At 66.0% G+C, this 24187-nt stretch carries 20 protein-coding genes; 11 read left to right on the forward strand and 9 right to left on the reverse strand.

What is annotated here, in order from left to right:
- Positions 1-226 precede the first annotated feature (226 nt).
- The 4 genes from AC1DKQ_RS09800 to AC1DKQ_RS09815 all read right to left on the reverse strand — a co-directional run bounded on the left by AC1DKQ_RS09800 (position 227) and on the right by AC1DKQ_RS09815 (position 3125).
- Entirely contained in the window at positions 227-895 is a 669-nt protein-coding gene (locus AC1DKQ_RS09800) for a GAP family protein (RefSeq protein WP_476883601.1), read from the reverse strand.
- A 39-nt stretch (positions 896-934) separates the two neighbouring features.
- Positions 935-2089: an AI-2E family transporter gene (locus tag AC1DKQ_RS09805; RefSeq protein WP_476883602.1), complete on the reverse strand. Its 1155-nt coding sequence runs from the start codon at positions 2087-2089 to the stop codon at positions 935-937.
- A gap of 110 nt (positions 2090-2199) precedes the next feature.
- Positions 2200-2586 (reverse strand): PLDc N-terminal domain-containing protein, encoded by a 387-nt coding sequence (locus AC1DKQ_RS09810; protein ID WP_476883603.1) that lies wholly within the window; start codon positions 2584-2586, stop codon positions 2200-2202.
- Positions 2587-2681: 95 nt separating this feature from the next.
- Positions 2682-3125 carry a hypothetical protein gene (locus AC1DKQ_RS09815; RefSeq protein ID WP_476883604.1) on the reverse strand — a complete coding sequence of 148 codons (444 nt, stop codon included), beginning with the start codon at positions 3123-3125 and terminating at the stop codon, positions 2682-2684.
- A 233-nt stretch (positions 3126-3358) separates the two neighbouring features.
- On the opposite strand from AC1DKQ_RS09815, the gene AC1DKQ_RS09820 reads away from it, so the two are divergent.
- Positions 3359-4189 carry a class II glutamine amidotransferase gene (locus AC1DKQ_RS09820; RefSeq protein WP_476883659.1) on the forward strand — a complete coding sequence of 277 codons (831 nt, stop codon included), beginning with the start codon at positions 3359-3361 and terminating at the stop codon, positions 4187-4189.
- Positions 4190-4319: 130 nt separating this feature from the next.
- Here the strand turns inward: AC1DKQ_RS09820 and AC1DKQ_RS09825 are convergent, their stop codons facing one another.
- Complete coding sequence (locus AC1DKQ_RS09825) at positions 4320-5876, reverse strand: hypothetical protein (RefSeq protein WP_476883605.1); 1557 nt, start codon at positions 5874-5876, stop codon at positions 4320-4322.
- A gap of 303 nt (positions 5877-6179) precedes the next feature.
- Positions 6180-6740, reverse strand: a complete 561-nt coding sequence (locus AC1DKQ_RS09830) for an ion channel (protein WP_476883606.1) — start codon at positions 6738-6740, stop codon at positions 6180-6182.
- 248 nt (positions 6741-6988) lie between these two features.
- On the opposite strand from AC1DKQ_RS09830, the gene AC1DKQ_RS09835 reads away from it, so the two are divergent.
- The 3 genes from AC1DKQ_RS09835 to AC1DKQ_RS09845 all read left to right on the forward strand — a co-directional run bounded on the left by AC1DKQ_RS09835 (position 6989) and on the right by AC1DKQ_RS09845 (position 11296).
- Entirely contained in the window at positions 6989-9532 is a 2544-nt protein-coding gene (locus AC1DKQ_RS09835) for a helix-turn-helix transcriptional regulator (protein ID WP_476883607.1), read from the forward strand.
- Positions 9533-9757: 225 nt separating this feature from the next.
- The gene (locus AC1DKQ_RS09840) at positions 9758-10210 is read left to right on the forward strand and encodes a universal stress protein (RefSeq protein WP_476883608.1); all 453 of its coding nucleotides are present in this window, start codon (positions 9758-9760) and stop codon (positions 10208-10210) included.
- Between the two features lie 81 nt (positions 10211-10291).
- A complete protein-coding gene (locus tag AC1DKQ_RS09845; RefSeq protein WP_476883609.1) occupies positions 10292-11296 on the forward strand; it encodes a hypothetical protein in 1005 nt (334 codons plus the stop codon).
- Positions 11297-11333: 37 nt separating this feature from the next.
- Here the strand turns inward: AC1DKQ_RS09845 and AC1DKQ_RS09850 are convergent, their stop codons facing one another.
- From AC1DKQ_RS09850 to AC1DKQ_RS09860, 3 genes are all read right to left on the reverse strand, one after another.
- Positions 11334-11630 (reverse strand): hypothetical protein, encoded by a 297-nt coding sequence (locus AC1DKQ_RS09850; protein WP_476883610.1) that lies wholly within the window; start codon positions 11628-11630, stop codon positions 11334-11336.
- 77 nt (positions 11631-11707) lie between these two features.
- The gene (locus tag AC1DKQ_RS09855; protein WP_476883660.1) at positions 11708-12562 is read right to left on the reverse strand and encodes an IclR family transcriptional regulator; all 855 of its coding nucleotides are present in this window, start codon (positions 12560-12562) and stop codon (positions 11708-11710) included.
- Positions 12563-12689: 127 nt separating this feature from the next.
- Positions 12690-13943 carry a glycoside hydrolase family 1 protein gene (locus AC1DKQ_RS09860; protein WP_476883611.1) on the reverse strand — a complete coding sequence of 418 codons (1254 nt, stop codon included), beginning with the start codon at positions 13941-13943 and terminating at the stop codon, positions 12690-12692.
- Positions 13944-14315: 372 nt separating this feature from the next.
- Here AC1DKQ_RS09860 and AC1DKQ_RS09865 point away from each other — a divergent pair, with 372 nt between their 5' ends.
- The 7 genes from AC1DKQ_RS09865 (at position 14316) to AC1DKQ_RS09895 (ending at position 24146) form a co-directional block, all read left to right on the forward strand.
- On the forward strand, positions 14316-15869 hold the full coding sequence (locus tag AC1DKQ_RS09865; RefSeq protein ID WP_476883612.1) for an ABC transporter substrate-binding protein: 1554 nt from the start codon (positions 14316-14318) through the stop codon (positions 15867-15869).
- A 62-nt stretch (positions 15870-15931) separates the two neighbouring features.
- The gene (locus tag AC1DKQ_RS09870; RefSeq protein ID WP_476883613.1) at positions 15932-16885 is read left to right on the forward strand and encodes an ABC transporter permease; all 954 of its coding nucleotides are present in this window, start codon (positions 15932-15934) and stop codon (positions 16883-16885) included.
- On the forward strand, positions 16882-18951 hold the full coding sequence (locus AC1DKQ_RS09875) for a dipeptide/oligopeptide/nickel ABC transporter permease/ATP-binding protein (protein ID WP_476883614.1): 2070 nt from the start codon (positions 16882-16884) through the stop codon (positions 18949-18951). The genes AC1DKQ_RS09870 and AC1DKQ_RS09875 overlap by 4 nt, the downstream gene beginning before the upstream one ends.
- A complete protein-coding gene (locus AC1DKQ_RS09880; protein WP_476883615.1) occupies positions 18948-19955 on the forward strand; it encodes an oligopeptide/dipeptide ABC transporter ATP-binding protein in 1008 nt (335 codons plus the stop codon). Before AC1DKQ_RS09875 ends, AC1DKQ_RS09880 begins: the two co-directional genes overlap by 4 nt.
- 66 nt (positions 19956-20021) lie before the next feature.
- Entirely contained in the window at positions 20022-22766 is a 2745-nt protein-coding gene (locus AC1DKQ_RS09885) for an alpha-L-rhamnosidase (protein ID WP_476883616.1), read from the forward strand.
- Complete coding sequence (locus AC1DKQ_RS09890; protein ID WP_476918885.1) at positions 22763-23752, forward strand: alpha/beta hydrolase fold domain-containing protein; 990 nt, start codon at positions 22763-22765, stop codon at positions 23750-23752. Before AC1DKQ_RS09885 ends, AC1DKQ_RS09890 begins: the two co-directional genes overlap by 4 nt.
- 34 nt (positions 23753-23786) lie before the next feature.
- Positions 23787-24146 carry a VOC family protein gene (locus AC1DKQ_RS09895; RefSeq protein ID WP_476883618.1) on the forward strand — a complete coding sequence of 120 codons (360 nt, stop codon included), beginning with the start codon at positions 23787-23789 and terminating at the stop codon, positions 24144-24146.
- The last annotated feature ends 41 nt before the right edge of the window (positions 24147-24187 follow it).

Consider the following 24187-nt stretch of genomic DNA (forward strand, 5'->3'; position numbering starts at 1 on the left):
GGCACCCACGTGTGCGCATGACCCTTCTGGGGTCATGCGCACACCACAGTACGGAGCCGGCCGGGCACACGACCGCACCCTCCGAGAGCTATCCGCCCAGGCAAGCCGGCCGCGTCTTCGCGCACATCCGCACCTCTACCGGCCCGGCAGTCCAGCAAACGAACTGCCGCCCGATCCACGGCGCCACCGGCTTAGGCCTAATCTCCAATCTGCGCGGCATTCCCGCTCAGAGTTGCAGGAGGCTGTAGCCAACGATGAAGAGCCCGATCGCCAGCGTGACGATCGCCGCTATCCTGCGCCCGTGGCGCTGCAGCCAGTTGTAGAGAGTAGTCAAGGGTGCTTGGGCGCGCTCCGGTGAGTGTAGCCACACTGCGACGGGAATGACGACGGCGGATTGGGCCACGGCGGCGTAGGCGAGGACCAGCAGGCTCCCTTCCAGCGGCGGCGGTTCCTGGACGCTGATCACGGCGCCTGCCGTGACGGCCAGCAGGATTGCCTTGGGACGCAGGTTCAAGCCCAGGCCCAGGGCGACGAATTCCCACGGCCGGGCGGAGCGGAACCTCGACGTCATTTTGCCAAGCATGGCGTTGTCCCGCTGGCCCTTGCTCACGAAGAGGTACACGGAGTACGCAATCAGAATTGCTCCGATCACAATGGCAATCTGGGCCAGCAGTTCGTCCTTGCGAAAAAGCGGCGGCCGGCCGGGAAGGAATTGCAGCCCGACCGCCGACAGGCCCACCACCATGATCGAACCCGCCAAGCTGCCGATCAGGAAGGGCAGGGCGCCGCGGCGCGGATTTGGGGAGAGCAGAATCACTATCGTCACACTGACAGGCACGGTGCTCATCGCACCGGCGAGGCCGAAGAGCACCAGGCTGGTGATGGTGCTCAGCATGCGTCTCTCACCGGCCCCGCGCAGCACCCTGACGGCGCTTCATGGCTTCGGCGCACTGCCGGTGTCCGGGCGGCCCTGCCGCGGTCTGCCGCGGCGGGCCCGGATCGCCTCGTCCTCTTGTTTGAGCAGCATTGCCACATCCGTCTGGTCGCCTGTCAATGGCCGCCACCACGCGATCCTAGGATCGGAATCGAGCAGGATGGCGCGAACGAAGAGTGTCAGTGGGACTGCGAGGATGGCGCCAACAGGGCCCAGGACCACGGCCCAGAAGAGGACGGAGACAAAGGTCAGAGTCTCGCTGAGCGACACAGCGTTGCCCACGTACTTCGGTTGAATGATGGACTGGATGACGCCGTTGATCCCGCCATAGATGACGATGATGGCCACTACAGTCGGCCAACCACCGGTGAGGAATCCAAAGAACAGCGGGGGGACGATCGCGATGAAGTACCCGATGTTGGGGATAAAGCTGCAGATGAACGAGAGCAACCCCCACAGCAGGGCACCGGGGACTTGGAGGATGACCAGGACCAGCCAGTTGAACACGCCTTGGGCGAGCCCGAGGACCGTAGTGGCGACCATATAGCGGCGCACGCCGGTTCCGAAGACGTCAAGCGCGGCGACCAGTGCCGGTCGGTGGTAGTTCAGATGAGTCAGAATCACCGGTACGCGCGAGCCATCCAGTGCCATGAGGATGAGCATTGTCAAAATGATCACCAGGCTGGCCACCAGGCTCGCAAGGTTGCCCAGGAGGCCGCCGAGGAACCCGATGATACGGCTCGGAGTAAACCCATTCAGGACTTCCTGGGCTTGTTCAGGGCCAAAGCCCACAGACTCCAGCGCACTGGCAATTGTGGCGCCGAGCTGCTGCACTTGGGGGGCATATTGCGGTAGCAGCGCGGAGAACTGTGCCAGTGAGGCAATGAGGACCGTGGCGAAGGCGGTCAGCAACCCGAAGACGGCCGCGATGGTGGTCCCCGTGGCTATGCCCCGGGATATCCCTCGTCCTTGCATCCAGCGGCGCACGGGATGAACGCACAAGGTGAGCACGAACGCGAAGAACACCGGTGTGACAATTCCTCGCATCGCACCAAGGCCGAAAGCGACTACGGCCGCGCCGGCCAGGGCGAGCAGGATGGTTACGCTGCGGGGGAGGGCCGGACGTGGATCGGATTCCGATGATGCCGGCTCCATTGGGCCCTCCTTGGTTCAACCTGGTTCCAGAGCTTTAGAGGCGAGGAGACGTGCTGAGTAGTGAGTCCATTGCGGCACGCTCCCCGATTATTAGGGTTCCCCAATCTGAATCAGACGACTACTTTGCTCTTGATCCGGTCGAACTCCTCCGGAGAGATGGTTCCAGCGTCCATGAGCACTTTGGCCTTGGCGATCTCCTCAGTCGGGCTCGCTGCGGCTACTTGGCGTATATACGCATCGGTTTCGGCCTGGCTCTTGCGGGCCTGGGCCATTGACCGCTCCGCCATCCCCTTGCCGCGCGCAATCATGTACGCCAGCACGGACAGAAGGGGTACAAAGACCAGGAAGATGATCCAGACGACCTTCCACCAGCCGCTGAGCTCGTGGTCACGAAAGAGGTCTCCGATCACCATGAACAACGCCCAAAGGAAGGCGAAGAACGCATAGAAGATAAACAGCCACCAGAAAATTTCCCAAAAATTCTCGAAGAAATTCATTTTTGGCTTCCCTACTTTCATTTGGCGAACGTTGTTTGTGGACGGGGCTCTGCGCGGGGGGATTAGTTCACATGTCCAGGTTCCGGGTGGCCGATCTAGCACTCCACGTCATTCGAGAGGTCGCTGAGTGCGGCCTGCACGTTCGCGGCCTCGTCCCGCAGGGAGTTGACTGCTTGGCTCAGTGTCGCGGTGTCGGGGACGGCGCTGACCGCGGCAGCAAACTTCTGTTGGGCAGACTTGACGGCATCCACCCGCTTTTTGGCCGCGTCACCGGCGGCATTAAGGAGATCGTCATAGGCTTTCCTGACCTGATCCCGGGCCGACTGAGTCTGCTCCACTGTGACACCCGGCTTGAGCGTGTCCTTAAAATTCGTCAGCGATGCGGAGAACGCATCCGCGGCAGCGCAAACCGGAGAGACGCTCTTAGTCTGGCTGGTCGCGGGGCTGGTGCTTGGGCTTGTGGTGCTGCAGCCGGCGAGTAACGCGATGGCTGCCCCCAGCGCCATCATCCGCGCCAGGACTGGTTGTGGTCTCGACATTGCAAAGCCCCTCTCTCCGTAGGCTTGCGCTCCTCATGGGCTGACGCCTGGCGGCCCAATCACTGGCAGGTACCACCAGTGTTGGCTTCGGACAACGCAGGCGCGTCACCCGCCGCGGGTGATCCTGCGGGCGGCGCCCGGACCCTCCCACAGCTGGCGGAATCACCCCCGGGTGATGATGTGCGGGCACGGAACGCGTGGTGGACTTCTATCCAAAAGTGGAGGAGGACGCCATGTGCCGTTGGCTCGCGTATTCAGGTTCGCCCGTGAAACTTGATGATCTTTTGTACAAACCTGTCCACTCGCTCGTCATGCAGAGCAAACATGCCCGTATGGGAGTCGAGACGACCAACGGCGATGGCTTCGGTGTTGGCTGGTATGGATCGGAGCCGACTCCCGGGGTGTTCCGCAGCACCGAGCCGGCCTGGCACGACCGCAATCTCCGCGAATTATCCGCGCTGGCATCGGCCGGCCGCGTTTTCGCACACATCCGCGCCACGACCGGATCGGCGATCCAACAGACAAACTGCCATCCGTTCCGGCACGGCCGCTGGCTGTGGATGCATAACGGGCTCATCACGGATTTCCCGACGGTCAAGCGCGACTTGGCCTTCGCCGTCGAGCCGTCGCTGTTTCCGTTAATTGAGGGAGCGACGGACTCAGAACTGTTCTTCTACGTCGCGCTCACCTTCGGCCTGGAGCAGGACCCGCGTGCTGCGGTCGCCTCCGCGGTTGGACTGATTGAAGACGTCGGAAAGCGCCACGGCATCCAATACCCCATCCAGATGACTGTGGCAACCACGGACGGCGAGAGCACGTGGGCATTCCGCTACTCGAGTGAAGGCATGTCGCGGACGCTGTTCCACAGTGCCGACATCTCCACGCTTCGCGCCCAGTACCCGGACAACTCCATGCTCCAAGAGCTCTCCTCCGACGCGCGCGTGGTGGTCTCCGAGCCGCTGGGGGACCTGCGGGGGGCGTGGAGGGAAATACCGGAATCGACGTGCCTCGTGGTGCACGGAGGCGGGGAAGAACTGTTCCCGTTCTCACCGACAGCTCCTTAAGCTGTAATGCCGCCGGCCGCATCCTGCCCGGCCGGCCCGCCGAAAAACAGGACACTGTGAAAGCGCAGGGCGCTCCTGATCTGGCGTCAGCCTCTCAGCAGGCGCGAGCCCTCAGGGGGAATGCGTGCCCTCAAGGGAGACGGAGTGTGGGATTCGGCTCGTCCGGGGGGCCACCCGCGCTGGCAGGCTTTGCTGGGGCGGCCTCCGGGGAACCAGCCGCACTGGCCGGCTCTTGGGGAGTCCCTGTTGCGGACCCCGCCGTGGGCCGTGGGGCGGGCCCCATGGCGGGCACGGCGACAGGTTCGGTGACGGGTTCGGAGACGGCTGGCTCGACGCCTGGGCCTGAAGCAACGGCGGGGCGGCACAGCAGTTCTATCAGGAGAATGGCCAGCACGGCCAGGACCGCCGTCCAGATGGCGACGGCCGCCGTCGGATCCTGCCAGAAGATCAGTACCAGCACGGCGATACCGACAACTACGGCTTCCAATATCCGCCGGTAGCGGGCCAACCAGAGTTGCCACGGTTGGGCTTGGCCTGCTCCGACCTTCCCGGTGATGTAGTCTCCCGCACTCGCCAGGCCGTGCCGGACAAACTCCGCCGGACGCGAGTGCCCGCCCAAAAACGCGGCCAGGGCGATGATGAGTCCCACCACGAAGACGAGGCGCAGACTGGTGCGCAGCGGCACCAGGAATGTCTCGACGAGGTTTTGAGCCGCCGCCGGGGTGACAGAACCCGGCGGAATCGAGTTGAGGAGGACAGCGCGCCCGATGACAAGTGCCAGGGCCAGTAACGCCATGGCTATGGCCACGGCCAAACCGACACCGCTGGTGGTGCTCCGTTTCCGGCCACGTGGAGCCACAGCGATTGCGCCTACGGCGGTAATCACCGTCAGCCACGCCAATATCGGGGCGGTCGCATCCAGCGTTCTGATGGCGTTCGTGGCCCGGACCAGCTCGGGCGACTGGAACAGGGTGATCTGCCTGTCAATGTCCGGGATCCTGGCGGCGATGCCGACCCCCTGGGCGACGAGGGCGGTCTTGACCCGGGCAACGATTTCCTTGGTTGAGATTGTCACCGTACCGCTTTGATCGATACTGACGGCGCCGCCCGTGCTACCGGTCGCGAGATTCACGATGCCTTGGTGCGCCACCCGGTTGACCTGGATCCAAAGATCCTGGAACTGCGGTGTGGTCACGAAGTTGGACACGGTGGAATGGATGAGGTTCTTGGTCTGCTCCGCAATCACTGGTGCGAGCCCGGTGATCACCGCGGCCACGCGCGGCGCCGTCTTACTGATTTCGTTGAGCGCATCCCGGGTGACGGCCTCGAAGTCCACGGAGTCGGTGATCTGTTGGGTGACCTTGTCCGCGATCTCGGCCTGGATCGCGGGGTCCGACGCCAGGGGCGCCACCATTGCCACGTATCGATCGGTGTCCAGGATTTCACTGCGCAAATACATGGCAGGCACGGCGGCGAAGGCCAGCACGGCCGTCAGAACCACCAGCACGATAGCCACTATCCGGCGAGCCAGCCCCTGGTGGCGTGGTCCGGAGGGCCTCGGTGGGGCCTGTGTGGCCTGCCTTGCGTCGTCCCGCTCGCGCTGCAACCGGGCAACTTCTGCCCGTAGCCGCAGTATTTCTTCCTGTTCGGTGCTGCCGGAGCTCGGGGGCTGTTCTTGGAGAGACATGGGGTACCGCCTAGGTAGCAACTCGTCGACCCGGCCCGATGTACCGCGATTGGGCACTCATGACAATTTTCATTGTCCACGCGGGTCGTTCGTGCAACCCCACCCACACCGGGTGATCTAACCCTGCGGACAAGGGCCCGCAGCGCCTATGACGGCGCTGCGGATCGAGACCCGCAGTGTCGACTGGCCCACGGCATTGCCGTCCGGCCTAGAGTTCTGGTTGTCCGCCGCTTCATTTCCCGCCGAGCTGCTTCCAATGGGCCTGCATCATCCGTTTCGGGTGATAGCGAGGGCGGCCTAACTTCACAGGCCCAGACGCCGGCCCGCCGCGAAAAAGGCCACCTTGGCGACTAATAGGAGGGCCCCCAAATCAGCAATCATTTGGACCGAAACGACCGACCGCGCCAGCTGACTCACCGGTGTAATGTCGCCGAACCCGACGGTGGCAAAGGTGGACGTAGTGAAGTAAAGGGCGTCTGTTTTGGTGAGCGGATGGCTAAACGACGCCGGGTCTGTCAACGACAGAGACATGTAAAGCAACGAGAAAAGACACAGAAACATGAGCACGGCCTCGACTACGGTCACGGCCGCCCGGAGCTGGGGGATGTGCGCTGCAAGAATCATCCGCAATTGCAGGGACAGCGCGGCGAGAAAGACTAAGACGATAGCAGCCAGACGGATCCATGCGGCGGCCGGATTGGCCTCGTTGAATCCCCCTACCGGAATAACGTAGTAGAGGCTGAGGATTAGCACCGTAAATGCGGCCAGCCGTATTCCCGCCCAAATAAGGACCTGCCTCCGGCTGGCTTTGTCGAGGTCATGGAGGAAAATCGGGTCCGGCTGGCTTCCGGGCTGCGTCGCCATGCCTGATGATACCCCCGGCCCCGCAATTCACGCCGCGCCGTAGATGGGGAGTACCGGCCGCCATTTGGCCGCACCACGCGGAGGTGCACAAGGGGTCTTTGCGCCCTGTTTGGGCCCTTTTGAGTCGGCCTAGCATGTGGTACGTGGGAGAAATGCCAAATGTCGGATGGCTGCCTGGTCCTCAGTTCAAGATCCGGCCACCCTTGCGCGGCCTTGGAGCGTTGGAGCGTCCGCGTCTGGAACACGCCTTGTCCGCGTCCGCCGATTCGCACCGCCTGACGCTCGTCGCGGCGCCGGCTGGCTACGGCAAGTCCACGTTCTTAGGAGACTGGGTCCGCAACTGCGATCTGCCGTGCGCCTGGCTGTCCCTCGATCGGTTCGATACCGAACCGGCCCGGCTGTTTCACGGGGTTGTCGGGGCAATCCAGCGTGCGGCCAGCACGTTGCCCCTGCCGGGCAGCGATGCACTGCTGGCCCTTGACCAGGGCCTTGCCCATGACCGGGCCGCCTCCTACGACCTTTTGCTCCGGGCCCTCGAGGAGTTAACGGAGCCGATTGTCCTGGTAATTGACGACGTCCATTTGGCCGGGCCGGGGCTGGCGAACGGAATCGTGGGGGTGCTCGCCGCGTCGGCACCCCCATCATTGCGGCTGGTCCTCTCAGGACGGGGCCATACGTCCATCCAGCTGGAACGGTTCCGGTACGGCGAGGGCCTTGGTGAACTGCGGGCCCCCGAGCTTGCCTTCACGCAGGAGGAAGTCGCACAGTTTGCCTGGTCACTTGGACAGGACGCGGCCTTCGACGCCGGATCCCTCTGGACGATGACTGCCGGCTGGCCGGTCGCCGTGCACGCGAGCATCGTCTCGCTGGCGCAGTCCGGCAACGCGCCGGTCACGACGGCGCCGGGCGCCACGGCTAAGCACGTACCACTGGCCGACTACGTCGCGGAAGAGATCCTCGACCAGCTCGAACCGTCGCTGGCGGAGTTCATCTTGCGAGCCACTACCTGCGACTGGCTTGGCCGCCGACTCGCCGTCGAACTCTACGGCCGGCCCCACGGCGGCGTGCTGCTTGAGGAATGCCTACGCAACGGCCTGTTCATCGAGGAGCACGATTACCGCGGCGGTGAATCGATGTACCGCTGGCATTCCCTCTTCGCGGCGCAGTGCCGGCGAATCCTCGAGCGGCGCGACCCCGTCCTTGCCGAGCGCCTTCACCGCGTGGCGGCGCGGTACTACCAGGACGCCGACGTCGTCGAGTGCGCAACCCAGGCGCTGCAAGGGCGCGCTCCACGCCAGGCCGTGATGTCGCTGGGAGCGCACTGGCTCGACTTCGTTCTCGGCAATGACGCCCAGAGTCTCGAAAGGCTGTGCCGGGACCTCCCCACGCCGTGGAATGAGGACCCCGAGATATTGATGATCAGATCCGTCTGCCGTGAACTTGCCGGCGACGGCACCGCGGCATCCGAGCTCACCGATCGGGCGCTATCGCGGACCTTTGTCCTGGACGCGCTTCGCCGCCGGAGGCTTGAGGGTTGCCGGGCCCACTTCGAACGGACGCCTGGCATCGGCCGGACGGATCACCACCCCGCCCCGGCTGAGGCCGGCCGGCCGGGCAGGGACGTTTCGGCAGACGGCCACTCCGCCGCCAGTTCGTCAGGACTCTTCTTACTCGCCCAGGCGGAGTTTCGGCTGCACCGCACCGGCGAACTGGCCGCTGCCCTGCTCCAGGCGGCCGGCGGGACCGGCGACCCGGAGGAGTTGGAATCGATTGAAATCTGCGCCCAGGCCGATCTGGCGTTGGCTTTTGCCGGAGCCGGTGATCTGGTGCACGCTTCAGAGCATGCCACGCGGGCGGTGGAACGGGGAGACACGCTCGGCTGGAGTTCGCAGGAGCGGATGGCTCCGGCCTGGCTGGCACGCGGAATGGCGTGCTACTGGAATGACAACCTGGCAGCTGCGCAAACCTACCTGGCGAAGGCCCAGAAATTGGGCAGTGACCTCTTCCCGTCCGGGCCGCTGAGTGTCATTTATCGGGTTCTGACTGACTGTGCCACTGGCGATCCAGAGCGGCTTGCCGAATCCAGCTCGGTGCTGGAGTCCTTCCACGCACGTGGGCTGTACAGCGTGTCATGGAATGCCTTGCACACGATTGCCGTGGCGAAGGTCGCTGAAGCCCAGGGCGACTTGGACGGTGCGTTGGCGGTCGCGCAACCCCTGGGCGCCGGCGGGCACGGGGCACTGGTGGATACGCTGCTGGCGGAGCTGCTGCGTCGCGGAGGGGAGATCACCGCTGCCCAACGCTGCACGGAGTCACTGGCTCATCGTCGCGGCAACCCGTATGTCGACACCTGCGCGAGCCTGACTGAGGCGCTTGTGGCGCACGGAACCGGAGACACCGCCGCGGCGCATGAACGGATTGAACATGCGGTCCACCGGGCCGAGCCAGGGTCCGTCCTGCGCCCCTTTGCGGAGCGGAGGGAGGAACTCGCAGAATTACTCGCGCAGCACGCTGTCTGGGGCACCGCCCACGAATCCTTCATCGCAGCCCTCATGGCACGTGACAGCCAGGGCGACGCGCGGCTTCGGACACAGTCCTACTGGAGCCTGACGGAGCGTGAACGCGAAGTCCTGGCCTACATGCGTTCCATCATGACCGCGGCTGAAATCGCGGAGGCGCTGTACATTTCGGTCAACACGGTCAAGACGCACGAACGGTCCATCTACCGGAAACTCGGGGCCGGGAGCCGGCGCGATGCCCTCAAAACGGCAGCCAAACGCGGCATCGTCTAACCCCACGGACGGACGCGTCCGGGGCCAGGAAGTTCACCCGAACCGGGTGAGGCCAAGGGTGGGTCAGGGATCGACACTGGTGGTAGCCGTCAGTGATTTCCGGCTCCCGGCGGACGGTCCCCTTAGGAAAGATTCTCCAGTGATGAGAACAGATCAAGAGCAAGGTAGTCCGCTGAGGGCCGGAGGCCTCTAGGCACCCCATGGCCGTGGTGAAAGTCTGGAATCATGACAAATTCGGATCCTTTTGTGATTGTGGTCGGGTTTGACGGCTCCAAGCAGTCGCGCGGCGCCCTCGACTGGGCCGTCGACGAGGCCCGGTACCGCGACGCCGAGCTGCGGATAGTCACTGTTTGGAGCAAGGCGCCCATGGCGTGGTACCCCGCGCTGCTGGAAACCGCCGCAGGGGAAGTCGTGGCGGAAGCGTCTCCGGAGCAGCAAGCGGAGGCCCTTTGCGCTGAAGCGGCGAAGGTTGCGGAGGGCGTGAACGTGGTGACGCGGACCGTCCACAGCGACTCAGCGGCATCGGCAATTCTGGACGCCGCTCGGGAAGCCCATCTGGTGGTGGTCGGCTCCCGAGGCCACGGCGGTTTCGCGGGCCTGCACATCGGATCGGTCTCTGCCCAGGTGGCCGGCCACTCGCCGTGCCCGGTCTTGGTGGTCCGTCCGATACTGTCCTGAGTCTCCGGCTGTCAGCCTGCGGACTTTCGGCAGCGGTGACCACTAAATGCCAGCGCAGGCCGGGAGCGCTATCATCGGCCCATGACTGTCCTGGACTGGCTGCTGAATTCGGATCCGTCCCTGCGGTGGCAGGTGCTGCGTGATCTAGCCGGCGCCCCGCCGGAGGCGGTTGCCGCCGAGCGCGCACGGGTCGCAACCGAGGGGTGGGGTGCCCGCTTGCTCGCATTGAGGGACGACGACGGCCAATGGGCGCACGGCGCGTACTTCCCCGCCGACGTCGCCATCGCCGACGTCGAACGTCCCGCAAGCGACAGCGGGGATGACTCCGGCGGTGACGAAGGCTGGGACCGCGGGCCCCAGCCGTGGACTGCTACGACGTACAGCCTGCTCCTGCTGCGTGACTTCGGGATCGATCCGCGCAGTGAACCGATGCGCCGGACAGTGGATTTGGTCCGGGACAACTGCCGCTGGGAGGAAGGCGGTCAGCCGTATTTCGGCGGCGAGGTGGAGCCGTGCATCAACGGCATGACGGTGGCGCTCGGCGCCTACTTTGATCAGGACGTTGACGGAGTCGCCTCCCGGCTTATCAGCGAGCAACTGGACGACGGCGGCTGGAATTGCTGGGCGGAGTCCGGCGCCGTAGTGTCTTCGGCCGCCACAACGATCAACGTGCTCGAGGGCCTGCTGGCCCATGAACGGGCTACCGGGGGCTCAGAGCAGTCCGCGGACGCGCGGCGGCGAGGGGAGGAGTATCTGCTGGAGCGAGGGCTGTTCCGACGCAAGAGCACAGGCGAGGTCATCGACCAGGCCTGGCTCAAGTTCTCCTTTCCGGCCCGCTGGCACTACGACGTGCTCCGCGCCCTGGAGTACTTCCGTTCGGCAGGAGAACCGCCGGACCCGCGCGTGGCCGAAGCCATGGAGCTGCTGCGGACCAAGCGGCAACCCGACGGGACCTGGCTGCTCGAAAACACGCACCCCGGGAAAGTCCATTTCCCGCTTGAGGATGGCGATGGCCAGCCCAGCCGGTGGAACACTCTTCGGGCGCTGCGTGTCTTGGACTGGTACGAGGGCGGGTCCACTGTGTGAATGAGCCGGCGCGAATTGGGCCGAGTGAATTACGGTTTTAGGGCAGGACCTTGTAGAGGCCGATGACCGTCTCTTCGGGCTGAGCCGTGAAGCCGCCCTCGATTCCCTGTTGCATCCGGGGCATCAGGATCGTGTCCCGGAACTTCTCCCAGCTCTCCTTCGAGTCATGGACCGCCAAGATGGTCCAACCGCCTTCTGACGGCCCGGCGGCGTGGAAGATTTGACCCTCCGGCAGGAGCCCCTCGCCTGGATGGACCGCCGCCAGCGACGCCTCGTACTGCTCCTTGGTGCCTCCCCGGAAAAAGTGCACGATTCCGTAGGGCGTGGTATCCATGGCTACTCCTAGGCTGGGGTGGGACTGACAAGGCCAGTCGTAGACTCCACCGCCGGGCCTGTCAAGGGGCTGATGCCTTACGCCGGTGCCTGGTGCCGCACTCCGGCGCTGGCCTCGGCGTTGAACCCGAGATTTCGGGACACCGCCCTGGCCGTTGCCTGGACTGCCGGCGCCAGGACGTTCGGGGGAGTCGCGCCGTCGGGTACCACTATGGAAAGCGCTGCGACAACGGCCCCCTGGGCATCGAAAATGGGCGAGGCCACGGACACGGTGCGGGAGGGCGCCGACCTTCTGATCATGGCGACGCCCGTGCGGCGCACGTCGGACAGCGTGCGTCGGAGCTGCCCCTCCGGCATGGCGTCCACGCCGGCCTCCTCATCAGCGGGTTGCTTGATGACGGCTTCCTGGAAGGCCGTGTCCGCGCCGGCCAGCAGCACCAGGCCGACAGCTGTGGACCGAAGAGGGGCCCGACCGCCCACCCGGTAGGCCACCTCGGTAGCCTGCTTGGACGACAACCGTTCGATCAGCACGGCCTCTTCCTTGTCGCGCACCGCGAGGAGGACGTGATGGCGGGTTACTTCGAAAAGATCCTCGAGATAGGGCAGCGCGATTTCCCGCACGCCATGGCCGCGGGGCGACAGCGATGCGACTTCCCACAGCCGTACCCCCACGACGTAGCGCCCGTCGTCGAGCCTTTCCAGCGCACCCCAGGCCACCAGCCGGGCAATCAGCCGGAGCGCCGTCGGCGCCGGAATGTCCGCGTACCTGGCCATTTCGGAAAGCGTCAGAGCGCGACGCCGGTCCGTGAACACTGCCAGAAGGCTCAACGCACGGTCGATGACGGGTTCGCCCTGCTTCGGCCGCTTGCCGCGCGCAGGTGCGGGGGTTGCGGGCCCGGCGCTGTCGGGCTCCCGTTCCGGGACTGCTGTCATCTCAAACCGTTCCTCATTCGCCGCCAGTGACCCCCACCACAGTAGTGTTTCGTCCAATGAAACTCCTAGCTGATGTTTCATAGCCGCGGCACTGTTGCGGTGGGGCTTCATCTGCGCCGGCACCGGTTCACACGGACTCAGTCACCCTTCCCCCGGCCAGGCTGCCGAGGAACTTGGCGCTCTCCTTCGGGGTCCGTTCCTGCGTGGTCCGGTCCACGGCGATGAGGCCGAACTTCGGCCCGTAGCCAAAGATCCACTCGAAGTTGTCGAAGGCTGTCCAGGCGATGTAGCCGCGGACGTCGATGCCGTCGGCCAGGCAAGACTCCACGCCGGCTACCGCCGTGCGGAGGTAGGCCAGCCGCTGGGCGTCGTCGTCGGTGGACAGGCCGTTCTCTGTGACGATGACAGGGATGCCGGCGATGGCGGCTGCCTCCCGGATGGTCGCTTCGAGAGCCTCGGGGTAAATTTCCTCGCCCATCTGGTTCGTCGCGGCTCCCTCGGGGACCGGCGCCAGTCCGTCCGGACCGAACACCGTCCGGCCGTAGGTCTGGATCCCCACGAAGTCGTCGTCGCGGGACGCCACGAGGAAACGTTCGTTGACCTCGTGACGGATCCTGTCCGCCCGGTCCTGGCCGCCTTCGGCTGCCTGGATGTCGGTGTTGGCCAGGGTCCACCCGACCGGGAGCTCCGGCCGGATCGCTTTGATGGCGGCCCGGCCCTGCTGATGTGCAGCGAGCTTGACGTCGAAGCCGGCCTCCGAGACCGTGAACTGGAAGGGTGCCACCCGGCTTGCGTCGATCCCGAGCCGGTCTGCTGCGGCCGCCCACAGCGGCACCTCTGCCCTGCGTTCGGGGGCCTCGCCGCCCAGGCCAAGCTCCTTGAGCAGCCACGGGAGGTTGGGCTCGTTGAGGGTGCAGGCGACGCCGATGAGGTCGCCGAGGTGTCTCATAGCCCGGTCACAGTAGCGGGCGAACCGTTCGGGGGTCTGCGGGTCCTCCCAGCCGCCGGCCGCCAGGAGCCATCTGGGCGAAGTGAAGTGATGGAAGGTGACCACCGGGGTGAGCCCGTGCTCATGGCAGGTCTCCAGCACACGGCGGTAATGGTTCAGTTCCGCCACCGAGAAGTAGCCTTCCTCGGGCTCGATGCGGGCCCACTCCAACGAGAAGCGGTAGCTGGTGAAACCCAGGCCAGCGATCAGGGCAATGTCCTCGCGGTATCGGTGGTAGTGGTCGACGGCGTCCCCGGACGGTTCGGCGAAGATCGTTCCGGGGAGCCTCTCCAGGAACCAGCAGTCACTGTTGACGTTGTTTCCCTCGACCTGGTGGGCTGCCGTGGCGACGCCCCACAGGAAATCGTGCGGGAAGGCAAAAGAGTCGGTCATCTGGTTCCTTTCGATCTGAGCGCCAAGCGACTGTGCGTGGGCTGACTGTCCATCCTCCGCGTTCAATGGCAGGGGAGGGACGGTCGTTTTCATTGGTTGAAAGGCTCGTCCCTAGACCACGCGGACATTGCGCGTCTGGCCGGCCCCGTGCGGAGTGACCCCCGCCACAATACCTTTCCAATCAATGACATTCTCGTGTTTCCGTTTGAGGCGCCGCCGTGATCCTTGAGTGAGCCGGTCACCGAGACCCATCGAGGCGAGGGGCACCGGCGCAACGGCCCGGAAGCCGGTCACGGACGATCGGCATACAGGCCGCCAGGCTCCTCCGGATGTTGACCCCGTTAGCTTAGAAAGAATGCGAAGGCGCACTACATGAAACTTCTGAACTCCACCGCACGACGGAGCGCGGCCGTTCTGGCCGGGGCGCTTCTGCTCAGCCCACTGACCGCCTGCGGCGGCGGGACCCAGGCGGCATCCGCCGTCAATAAGGACACCTTGACCATCGCAATCGACAGCGACAGCGCTTCCTTCGGTTTCGATCCACTGCGTGTCGCCGACGCGCAACGGCAGTTTTTTGAAGGGCTCTACGAAAACCTCATGACCCTGCAGCCGGACGGCTCCGTTGGACCGGGCCTGGCCAAGGAGTTCAGCTACAGCGTGGACAACACGGTGCTGACCCTGACCCTCAAGGAAGGCGTCACCTTCACGGACGGCGCCACCTTGGATGCGGCACTAGTGAAGGCAAACCTGGACCGCCGCAGCGACCCCGCACTCAGTGCGTACTCCGCAATCGCCAAGGGCGGAGCCCAAGAAATCACTTCGGTGAGTGTTGTCAGTCCCACGCAGGTGGCCATCAAGTTCGCCAAACCGCAGCCAGGGTTCGAAAAGAACCTCGCCTCCACCATGGGCATGGTTGTCGGTAAGAGCGGTGTTGCCGATACGGCCAGCCTCGCCAAAACCCCGGACGGCTCCGGTCCCTACACGCTCGATGCCTCCACGGTTAAGGGCAACAAATACGTCATGGTGAAGAACGACAAGAACGCCGACGCCGCAGGCTACGCCTTCAAGAAGATCACCTTCAGCGTCATCCAGGATCCGCAGGCGCGCGCCAACGCTCTCGTCTCCGGCCAGGCCGACGTCGCCATGCTCACGTCCTCCACGGTGGACTTCGCAAAGTCCAAGGGCCTCGGCGTTTCCCAGATCGGTGGAACCCTGCACACCATGGTTTCCTTCGACAAGACCGGGAAGACCGCTCCCGCCTTTGCCAGCGAGAAAGTCCGGCAAGCGTTCCAGTACGCCATCAACCGCCAGTCACTGGTGGACGCACTGCACAAGGGTGACATCGCGGCCTGGAATGCACTTCCCAAGGATTCCGCGGGCTTCACCGACGCGCTGAACACCAAGTTTGCCTACAACCCGGCGAAAGCCAAGAGCCTGCTGGCTGACGCCGGCTACGGTAGCGGCTTCGAGTTCACCATTGTTGCCAGTGCTGAAACCCAGACGGACCTGCAGGCCGTCCAGAAGGATCTGGCCGCCGTCGGAATCAAAATGAACGTCAAGATGGCTTCCTCCACCGATGAAGCCTTCGCGGCCGTCGCAACCACACCCCTTGGCTACGCCGCGCTCGGCTGGGACAACCCTGTGGGCCTGATGTACGGCGTGGTTCTGAACGGGTTCACCAATGTGCAAAAAGCCTCCGATGAGCAACTGACGGCCGCTACGGGCGAGGCCGCAGCCGCGAAGGACGACGCCGCCAAGAAGACCGCCCTCACCAAGCTCAACACACGCCTGGTGGAATCCGGCTGGATGATCCCGCTCTACGAGTCACTCACCAACCAAGGCTACAACACCAAGAAGGTTCAGCAGGTGGAGTTCGCAGGTTCGAACGCATACCCGCTTCTCTCGTCCTACGCACCGGCTAGCTGATCACTGACCCTGCCGGGCGGCCCTTGTGAACTTCGCAAGGGCCGCCCGGCAGGTCCTGACCGATGGAGGTCACCATGGCACTATTCATCACCAAGCGCCTGCTGATGGCGCTGGCCACCGTGCTGGTGGTTGCCGTCCTGGCATTCCTGCTGGTTCACGCGATGCCCGGCAGCCCCGGCGCGGTGTCGCTGGGCGCCGGCGCGTCGCAGGAGGCCATTGACGAGGTCAACGCACGGCTTGGCTGGAACGATCCGCTTCTCACCCAGTTCTTCCGCTGGCTCGGCGACGCCGTACAGGGCAACCTCGGTTCGTCGCTGATCGATGGCCGGTCGGTTAGCGCTGACCTGGGCAACAGGCTTCCGGTGACGGCATCACTGGCGGCCGGCGCCACCGTGCTGAGCGCGGTCGTCGGCATCGGCCTGGGCGTGAGCGCTGCGGTCCGCGGCGGCATTGTGGACCGGATCGTGGGCGGGATCTGCGGCCTGGCCGTGGCCCTGCCTGCCTTCTGGATCGGCATCATCTTCGTGTACCTGTTCGCCGTTCAGTCCTCGGTCTTTCCCGCCACCGGGTACGTGCCGTTCGAGGTCTCACCGCGGGACTGGGGCATGTCCCTGGCCCTGCCGGTCATCACGCTTGCCGTCGGCGGCGCGGCCTTCATCGCGCGCCAGACCAGGGCCTCGATGCTTGATGCGCTGCAGCAGGAGCACATCCGGACGCTGCGTGCCACGGCCACCCCCACCTGGAAGATCCTTTACATCCACGCCCTGCGCTACGCCAGCCTCCCCATTGTGGCTGGCATCGCGCTGCAGTTCATCGGCCTGTTCGGCGGCTCGGTCATCGCGGAGCAGCTCTTCGCCATGCCGGGTCTGGGCCAGGCCGTCCAGACCTCCGTCAGCACCCACGACGCCCCCGCCGTCCAGGGCGTGGTGGTCATCGCCACCGTCGTGGTGGTGGCCGTGAACCTCGTGCTGGAACTCGCCACCAAGTTTCTCGATCCGAAGTTGCGTGCCTCATGATCCCCAACGTCGCCCCCGCCCCTGCCGACAGTGCGCCAGCCACGGCTGCCGCAGCTATTCGGTCCAACGCCGGTCAGCGGACCGCCTTTAGCAAAGTTTCCGCAAGCCGGCTCTTCGCCTCGCCCGGGGGTGTGGCCGGCGTCCTATGGCTGGCAGCCCTGGTGGTAGCCTCGCTGACTGCCCTGTGGTGGCTGCCCTATAAAACGGAGGACCAGGACTTCACCGCCGTCCTGTCCGGTCCCACCGCCGCGCACTGGCTCGGCACCGACGAGCTCGGCCGGGACCTTCTTAGCCGCATTTTCGCTGCCGCCGCAGGCACGCTGGGAACCTCCCTGATCACAGTAATTGTCGGCGTCGGGCTTGGAACCGCCCTGGCGATGGTGGCCGCCGGCGGAGACCGGACGGAAGGAGCGATCAGCCGCGTCACCGAGATCATGATGTCGCTGCCGGGCACCGTCATCATCCTGGCGGTCATCGGTGCCGTGGGAACCGACATCCCGCTGATCATGGCCATCCTGGGCGTCCTCATCTCCGCCGGCATCTACCGGGTCATGCTGGGCCAGGCCAAGTCGCTCCAGTCTCAGCTGTACGTGGACGCCGCCAGGGTGGACGGCGTCAGCACCCTGGGGATCAGCCTCCGCCACGTCTTGCCCGGACTGACCAACACCGTGGTGGTCCAGTCCGCCCTCATCTTCGCCGTCGGCATGCTGATCCAGGCCGGCCTGGCGTTCATCGGCTTCGGCCCGCCCATCCCGCAACCCAGCTGGGGCGGCATGATCCAGGGCGCCTCCCAGCACGTCTACGATGCCCCATGGCTGATGGTTCCCACCGGCGCGGTCCTTGCCCTGACCGTCCTGGCCGCCAACGCGATCGGCAACGCCCTGGGGAAGGCGCCGAACGCTGGCGTCTCGCACCTGCCGTCGGCAGCAAGGCGCCGCCAGCGTGCGCGTGCTGGTGCCGCGGGAAGCGCCGAAGCGGCCGGCTCCGCTGCTTCGGTGGCCGTCACGGGAGCCATCCCGGTCAACGGCCACCTGAGCGTCCGCGGACTCACTGTAGGGGTCGACGGCGGGACTCCGCTGGTCACGGGCGTCTCGTTCGGCGTCGAGCAGGGAACCGTGCTGGGCCTGGTGGGGGAATCCGGCTGCGGCAAGACCATGACCGCGCTGTCGCTGCTGGGACTGCTGCCCGCCGGGGTGTCCGCCACCGGCGGCCAGATCCTGTGGAACGGCAAGAACCTGGCCGCCGCCACGGAACGAGAGATGGAAGGCATCCGCGGCCGGGACATCGCCCTGATCTCGCAGGAACCCATGCGGGCCCTGGACCCCATGTTCACCGTGGGTTACCAGCTCACCGCGGCCATCCGCCGGCTGCGGAACGTGCGCAAAGCCGAGGCCCGTGCCGAAGCCGTAAGCCTGCTCGAAAAGGTGGGCATCGTGGACGCCAAACGCATCCTCAAGACCTACCCGCACCAGATCAGCGGCGGCATGGCCCAGCGCGTCGCCATCGCCCTGGCACTGTCCGGCCGGCCCCGGCTGCTGGTGGCTGATGAACCCACCACAGCGCTGGACGTCACCGTGCAGGCCGAAATCCTCTCGCTGCTGCGTTCCCTGGTGAAGGACACCGGGATGTCCGTGGTGATGGTGACGCACGACCTCGGCGTGGTGGCGGACATCTGCGACAACGTCGCCGTGATGTACGCAGGCCAGGTGGTGGAAAGCGGCCGGACCGCCAATATTCTCGACAACCCCCGCCACCCTTACACCCTGGCGCTTCTGGCCGCCGACCCGCACGCCAACACCGCCGCGGACATGCCCGAACGCCTGGCCACCATCAGGGGACAGGTTCCGCAGCCAAAGGACTGGCCCACCGGCTGCCGCTTCATGGCGCGCTGCCAGTTCGCCGGCTCCGCGTGCGCGGCACCGGTGCCGCTGCTGTCTTCCGGCTCCGAGGACGGACTGGTCCGCTGCGTCAAGGCGGACGAACTGGCGGTGGAGGGTCTGGAATGGCTTGCCACCGAAGTGCCCACCCACCGAGTACTGAAAATCGTCGAAAAGGACCTGGCATGAGCATCGAGACGGCAGAACGGCAGGACACGGCGCCAGTTGCGCCGGAGCAGCCCATGCTGGAGGTCAAGGACTTGGTGGTCCGGTACGGCCGCGGCCGGAAAGCGGCAGCGGCCCCGGCAGCAGTGGACGGCGTCAGCTTCACCATCCGTCCCGGCGAGACGGTAGGCCTGGTAGGGGAATCCGGCTCCGGAAAATCCACCATCGGCAAGGCGATCCTTGGCCTCCAGACGAGCGCCGGCGGCACCATCAGCTACCAGGGCAAGGACATCACCCACGCCGGTGCGGCAGAGCGCCGCGCCCTCGGCGGTGAACTTCGGGCGGTCTTCCAGGACCCCAACTCCTCGCTGAACCCGCGCCAGAGCATCGGTGCTTCGCTGGCGGAACCGCTGCGGATCCGCGGAGTTGACGCCGCAGTGGCGCGCGAGAAAGCCGAAGCCATGCTCGAACGCGTGGGGCTGCCCCGCGAGGCCGTGGACCGCTACCCCAGCCAGTTCTCCGGCGGCCAGCGCCAGCGGATCGTCGTTGCCCGAGCCTTGATCTGCGAACCGAAGCTCGTGGTGTGTGATGAGGCCGTCAGCGCCCTGGATCTCTCCACCCAGGCCCAGGTGCTCAACCTCCTGGCTGACCTCCGCGACGAGCTCGGCCTGAGCTACCTGTTTATCGCCCACGACATCTCGGTGGTCCAGTTCCTGGCGCAGCGCGTGGTGGTGCTCTACCGCGGCCAGGTGATGGAAAGCGGGCCCGCGCCAGCCGTCACGGAGTCGCCCAGGCATCCGTTCACCCAGGCCCTCGTGGCTGCCTCGCCCGTGCCGAGGCCCGCGGAACAGGCCGAGCGGAGGATGCTGCGCGAATCCCTCGGCGTCCGCACGGCCGCTGCAGTGGCGGCGTCGCCGGGGGGCTGTCCCTTCAGCCAGCGGTGCCCGCTCGCCACAGATCTGTGCACCGCCGAGCGTCCGGCCCTCCGCCGGGTGGGAGCCGCCGACGTCGCGTGCCACTACGCCTGACCCCGCGCAGCGGGGCGTCAGTACCGCCTCAGCCAGTTGAGCCCAACTTCAGGGAGCTTTCCCCGCATGAACCAGCCCACGCACCTTCGGACCGATCACCTCAGCGAAGCCTTCGGAATCACCAACACGCTGCCCAAATTGAGCTGGACCCCGCCCCGCGGCACGTTCCGGCAGACCGCCTACCAGCTGACCACGAGCAACGGCTGGGACACCGGGCGCGTGGACGGCGGCACCCACGGCTTCGTGCCCTACGTGGGGCCGAACCTTGGTTCACGGGACCGCTTCGACTGGACGGTCCGGACCTGGAACGTGGCCTCTGACGGTACCGAACTTCTCTCAGCCTGGTCCGAGCCGATGGCCGTGGAACTGGGCCTGCTGCATCCCACAGATTGGACCGCGCGGTGGATCGGCCCCGACGAACCGGCGGTTCCGGAACCAGGGGAGCGCCCCGGCTATGGGCTGTCCAAGACCTTTACGTTGGACGCCGCACCGGGTTTTGCCCGCGCCTATGCCACAGCCCACGGCATCTATGAGTTGTTCATCAACGGCGTGCGGGTGGGGGACCAGCAGCTCACACCGGGCTCGACGAGTTACCACAGCACGCTCCAGGTGCAGGCCTTTGATATCGCCGGCCTGCTCCGGCCCGGCGCCAACACCGTCCGGGCCGTCCTCACCGACGGCTGGTACCGCGGCACGTTCGGGTACACGCGCGACGCCGACATGTACGGAACGCAGACGGCCTTCCTGGCTCAGCTGGAACTGGAATCCGGCGGACAACGGACGGTCATCGGCTCCGACGGCTCGTGGCGCGTTTCCGCGACGGAGATCGTTAGCGCCGATCTTATGGCCGGCCAGCGGGTGGATTTCCGCCGCAACCAACAGAGGTCCGGGCACGCGGTCCTCCGCGACGGCAGCTTCGCCGCCCTCACCGGCCCGGTGGCACCGCCCACGCGCATCGTGGAAGAGCTCAGCCCGGTTTCCATCACCCGCCTCAGCAACGGCAACCAGATCGTGGACCTGGGCCAGAACATCAACGGCTGGATCCGCCTGAGCCGGCTTGGCGCCCCGGGCAAGACTGTCACGCTGGTCTACGGCGAAGCCCTCGGCGCTCACGGCGACGTCACCCAGGACCACCTCCGCCCCCATGATTTCCGCAATCCGGGGCAGTTCCTCGGCGCCGGACAGGTGGATTCCGTGGTGGCCTCGGGAGCCCCGGGCGAGGTGTTCGAGCCGCGCCACACCACCCATGGCTTCCAGTACATTTCGGTGCAGGGCCTGGACGCAGACCTGGAACCGGCGGACATCGTGGGCTGCATGGTCCAGACCGAGCTGGAACGCCTGGGCACCTTCAACTGCAGCGACGATCGACTCAACAAGCTGCACGACATCGTGGAGTGGAGCTTCCGCGGCAACGCCTGTGAAGTTCCCACCGACTGCCCGCAGCGGGAAAAGGCCGGCTGGACCGGCGACTGGCAGCTGTTTGTGCCCACGGCCGCCTACCTCTTCGACGTGGCAGGATTTACGGCGAAGTGGCTCAGGGACGTCCGCGCGGACCAGTGGGACACCGGCGTGGTGGCTAACATCTCTCCCTCGCCGGGACCGGAGGTAACCAGTGCCGAATTCACGGCCTTCACCAACGGGTCCTCGGGGTGGGGGGATGCGGTGGTCATGGTGCCCTGGGAGATCCATCTCGCCACCGGTGACATCGGCATCCTGGAACAGAACTGGGAGGCAATGGAACGCTGGCTTGGCTTCGTCCGCAGCACCGCTGAGGGCTACCGGCACCGGGCCAGGGCGGCGGCGCACGCCACGCCGGAGCCGCACGAGCAGTATCTGTGGGACACGGGCTTCCATTTCGGGGAATGGATGGAACCGGATGGCCCGGCGCCGGACCTCTTCGCCTCCCGGTCCGCCGACAACGGCATCGTGGCCACCGCCTACTACCGGAACTCCTCCGCCATCATGGCCAGGATTGCCGCCGTTCTGGGCAAGGGGGACAAAGCCCGGGAACTTGGGGAACTCTCCGAAAACGTCCGCCGCGCCTGGCAGCGGGAATACCTGCGGGCCGACGGAACAGTGGGAAACGGGACAGTGGGGAACGGGACAGTGGGGAACGGGACAGGGGCCGACGGAACAGCGGGAAAAGGAAGAGGGGACGGCGGCACGCAGGCCAATTGCGTGCGCGCGCTGGCCTTTGACCTGGTTCCGGACAGCGGCCGGCAGGCGGTGGTCAAGCAGCTGGTCACGCTCGTCCGCGACGCGGGCACGCACCTGGGCACCGGTTTCCTGGCCACCCCGTACCTGTTGCCGGTGCTGGCCGAGAACGGACAGCCGGACCTCGCCTATGAACTGCTCATGCAGGACTCCGAGCCCTCCTGGCTGGTGATGGTGGACCGCGGTGCCACCACCATGTGGGAAGCCTGGGACGGACTAGGTGCGGACGGAACAGCGCGCCAGTCGCTGAATCACTACAGCAAGGGCGCCGTTATCTCGTTCCTGCACCGCTACACCGCCGGCCTGCGCCAGGCACCCGGGAGCGCGGCGTACGAACGGATCATCATCGAGCCCCGTCCGGGCGCCGGGATCACCTCCGCGGCCACGACGCACCGCGGCCCGCAGGGCCCCATCGGCGTCGGCTGGGCAATCGACGACGGCGAGATCACCCTCATTGTGACCGTCCCGCCCGGCACCACAGCGGAAGTCCGCCTCACCGGCCGGCCGAACGCCGTCGTCGGGCCCGGAACCCATACCTTCACCGCCCCAGCCGGCGGCGATGACCACCAGCCCCGACTTGCAAGGAGTGCATCATGACCCCGGACGCCGCCACAGCCACAGAGACCGCCCCCGTCGAAACAGGGCAGGCGGCAACGGCCGGGCTGCCGGCCCCGGCCTTCCCGGCGTTCCTGCCCCCGGGCACGGCCGACGTCGTGTCGGAAAACTCTGCCGTCCACCGTGAAGTCGGCTATGCAATCGCCATCGGATTCCGCCGGCTCGCCATGGACATCTGGCTGCCCCGCAACAATGCCGGGACGCCGGTGCCGCTGGTTGTGTGGATCCACGGCGGCGCCTTCCAGCTGGGGGACCGCCGCGAGCTGCCGCCCACCTTCGCCCCGGACTCAGTTTTCCGGCTGCTGAACGAGGCCGGCATCGCCTGCGCCACGGTGGACTACCGCCATGCCCTCGAAGCGCCGTTCCCGGCCCAGCTGCACGATCTCAAGGCCGCCGTCCGGTACCTCCGCGAACACGCAGACATGCTGGGGATCGACGCCGGACGGATCGGCGCGTGGGGCGAATCGGCCGGCGGGCACCTGGCCGCCCTACTGGGACTTACCGGCGCCAGGGAGGACCTCGAAGGTGGCCTCGGAGTCCAGGGGCATTCCAGCGCAGTAAGCGCCGTCGTCGACTTCTACGGGGTGTCCTCGCTGCCGGACATGCCCGCCATGAACATCCCCCCGGGAATGATGGCCGGACCGTTGAGCGCGGCGGTGCCAGACGGCATGACCCTCGAGCCCGGCCCCATGCTGGTGGGCGGCACCGCCGATCCTGCCCTACTGGCCGCCGCGAGCCCGCTGGACTGCGTGACCGCCGACGCACCGCCGTTCTTGCTGGTCCACGGCGACAGCGACGGCCTGGTTCCGCTCTCCCAGAGCGAACTGCTGGCCGCCGCGCTCGCTGAAGCGAACGTCCGCCACGAACTCATCCCCATCCGGGGCGGCGATCATTGCTTTTTCGGCGCGGAGGACCAGCTGGAGCGGATCCTCGGCTCAGCGGTGGACTATTTCGCCCGAGGGCTTTAGAGACAGGCCCAATTTTCGGCGGTAGCATTCCCGCATGGCTATCGCACGGTTCCCAGGTCTCGTCATTGATTGCCCCGACGCTGGCGCCCTCGCGGGCTTCTACGGTGCCCTGCTCGGCTGGAACGTGAAGGACGACGGCGACTGGGCCGAGATCCGTCCTGAGGACGGCAGTAACTGCATTTCGTTCCAGCAGGTGGACGGCTACCGGGCGCCGGAGTGGCCGGGCCAGGAGGTGCCACAGCAGATGCATCTGGACTTGATGGTGCAGGACCTGGACGAGGGCGAGAAGGTCGCCGTCGAGCTGGGGGCTACCAAAGCGGACTTCCAGCCCGGCACCACCTTCCGGGTCTTCCTCGACCCGGCAGGCCACCCCTTCTGCCTCTGCGTGGACTAAGGCTTCTTCACTGACCAGGCACTTCGTCGTGCCCGGTCAGC

This window comes from Arthrobacter sp. 05L421, from assembly GCF_056397785.1.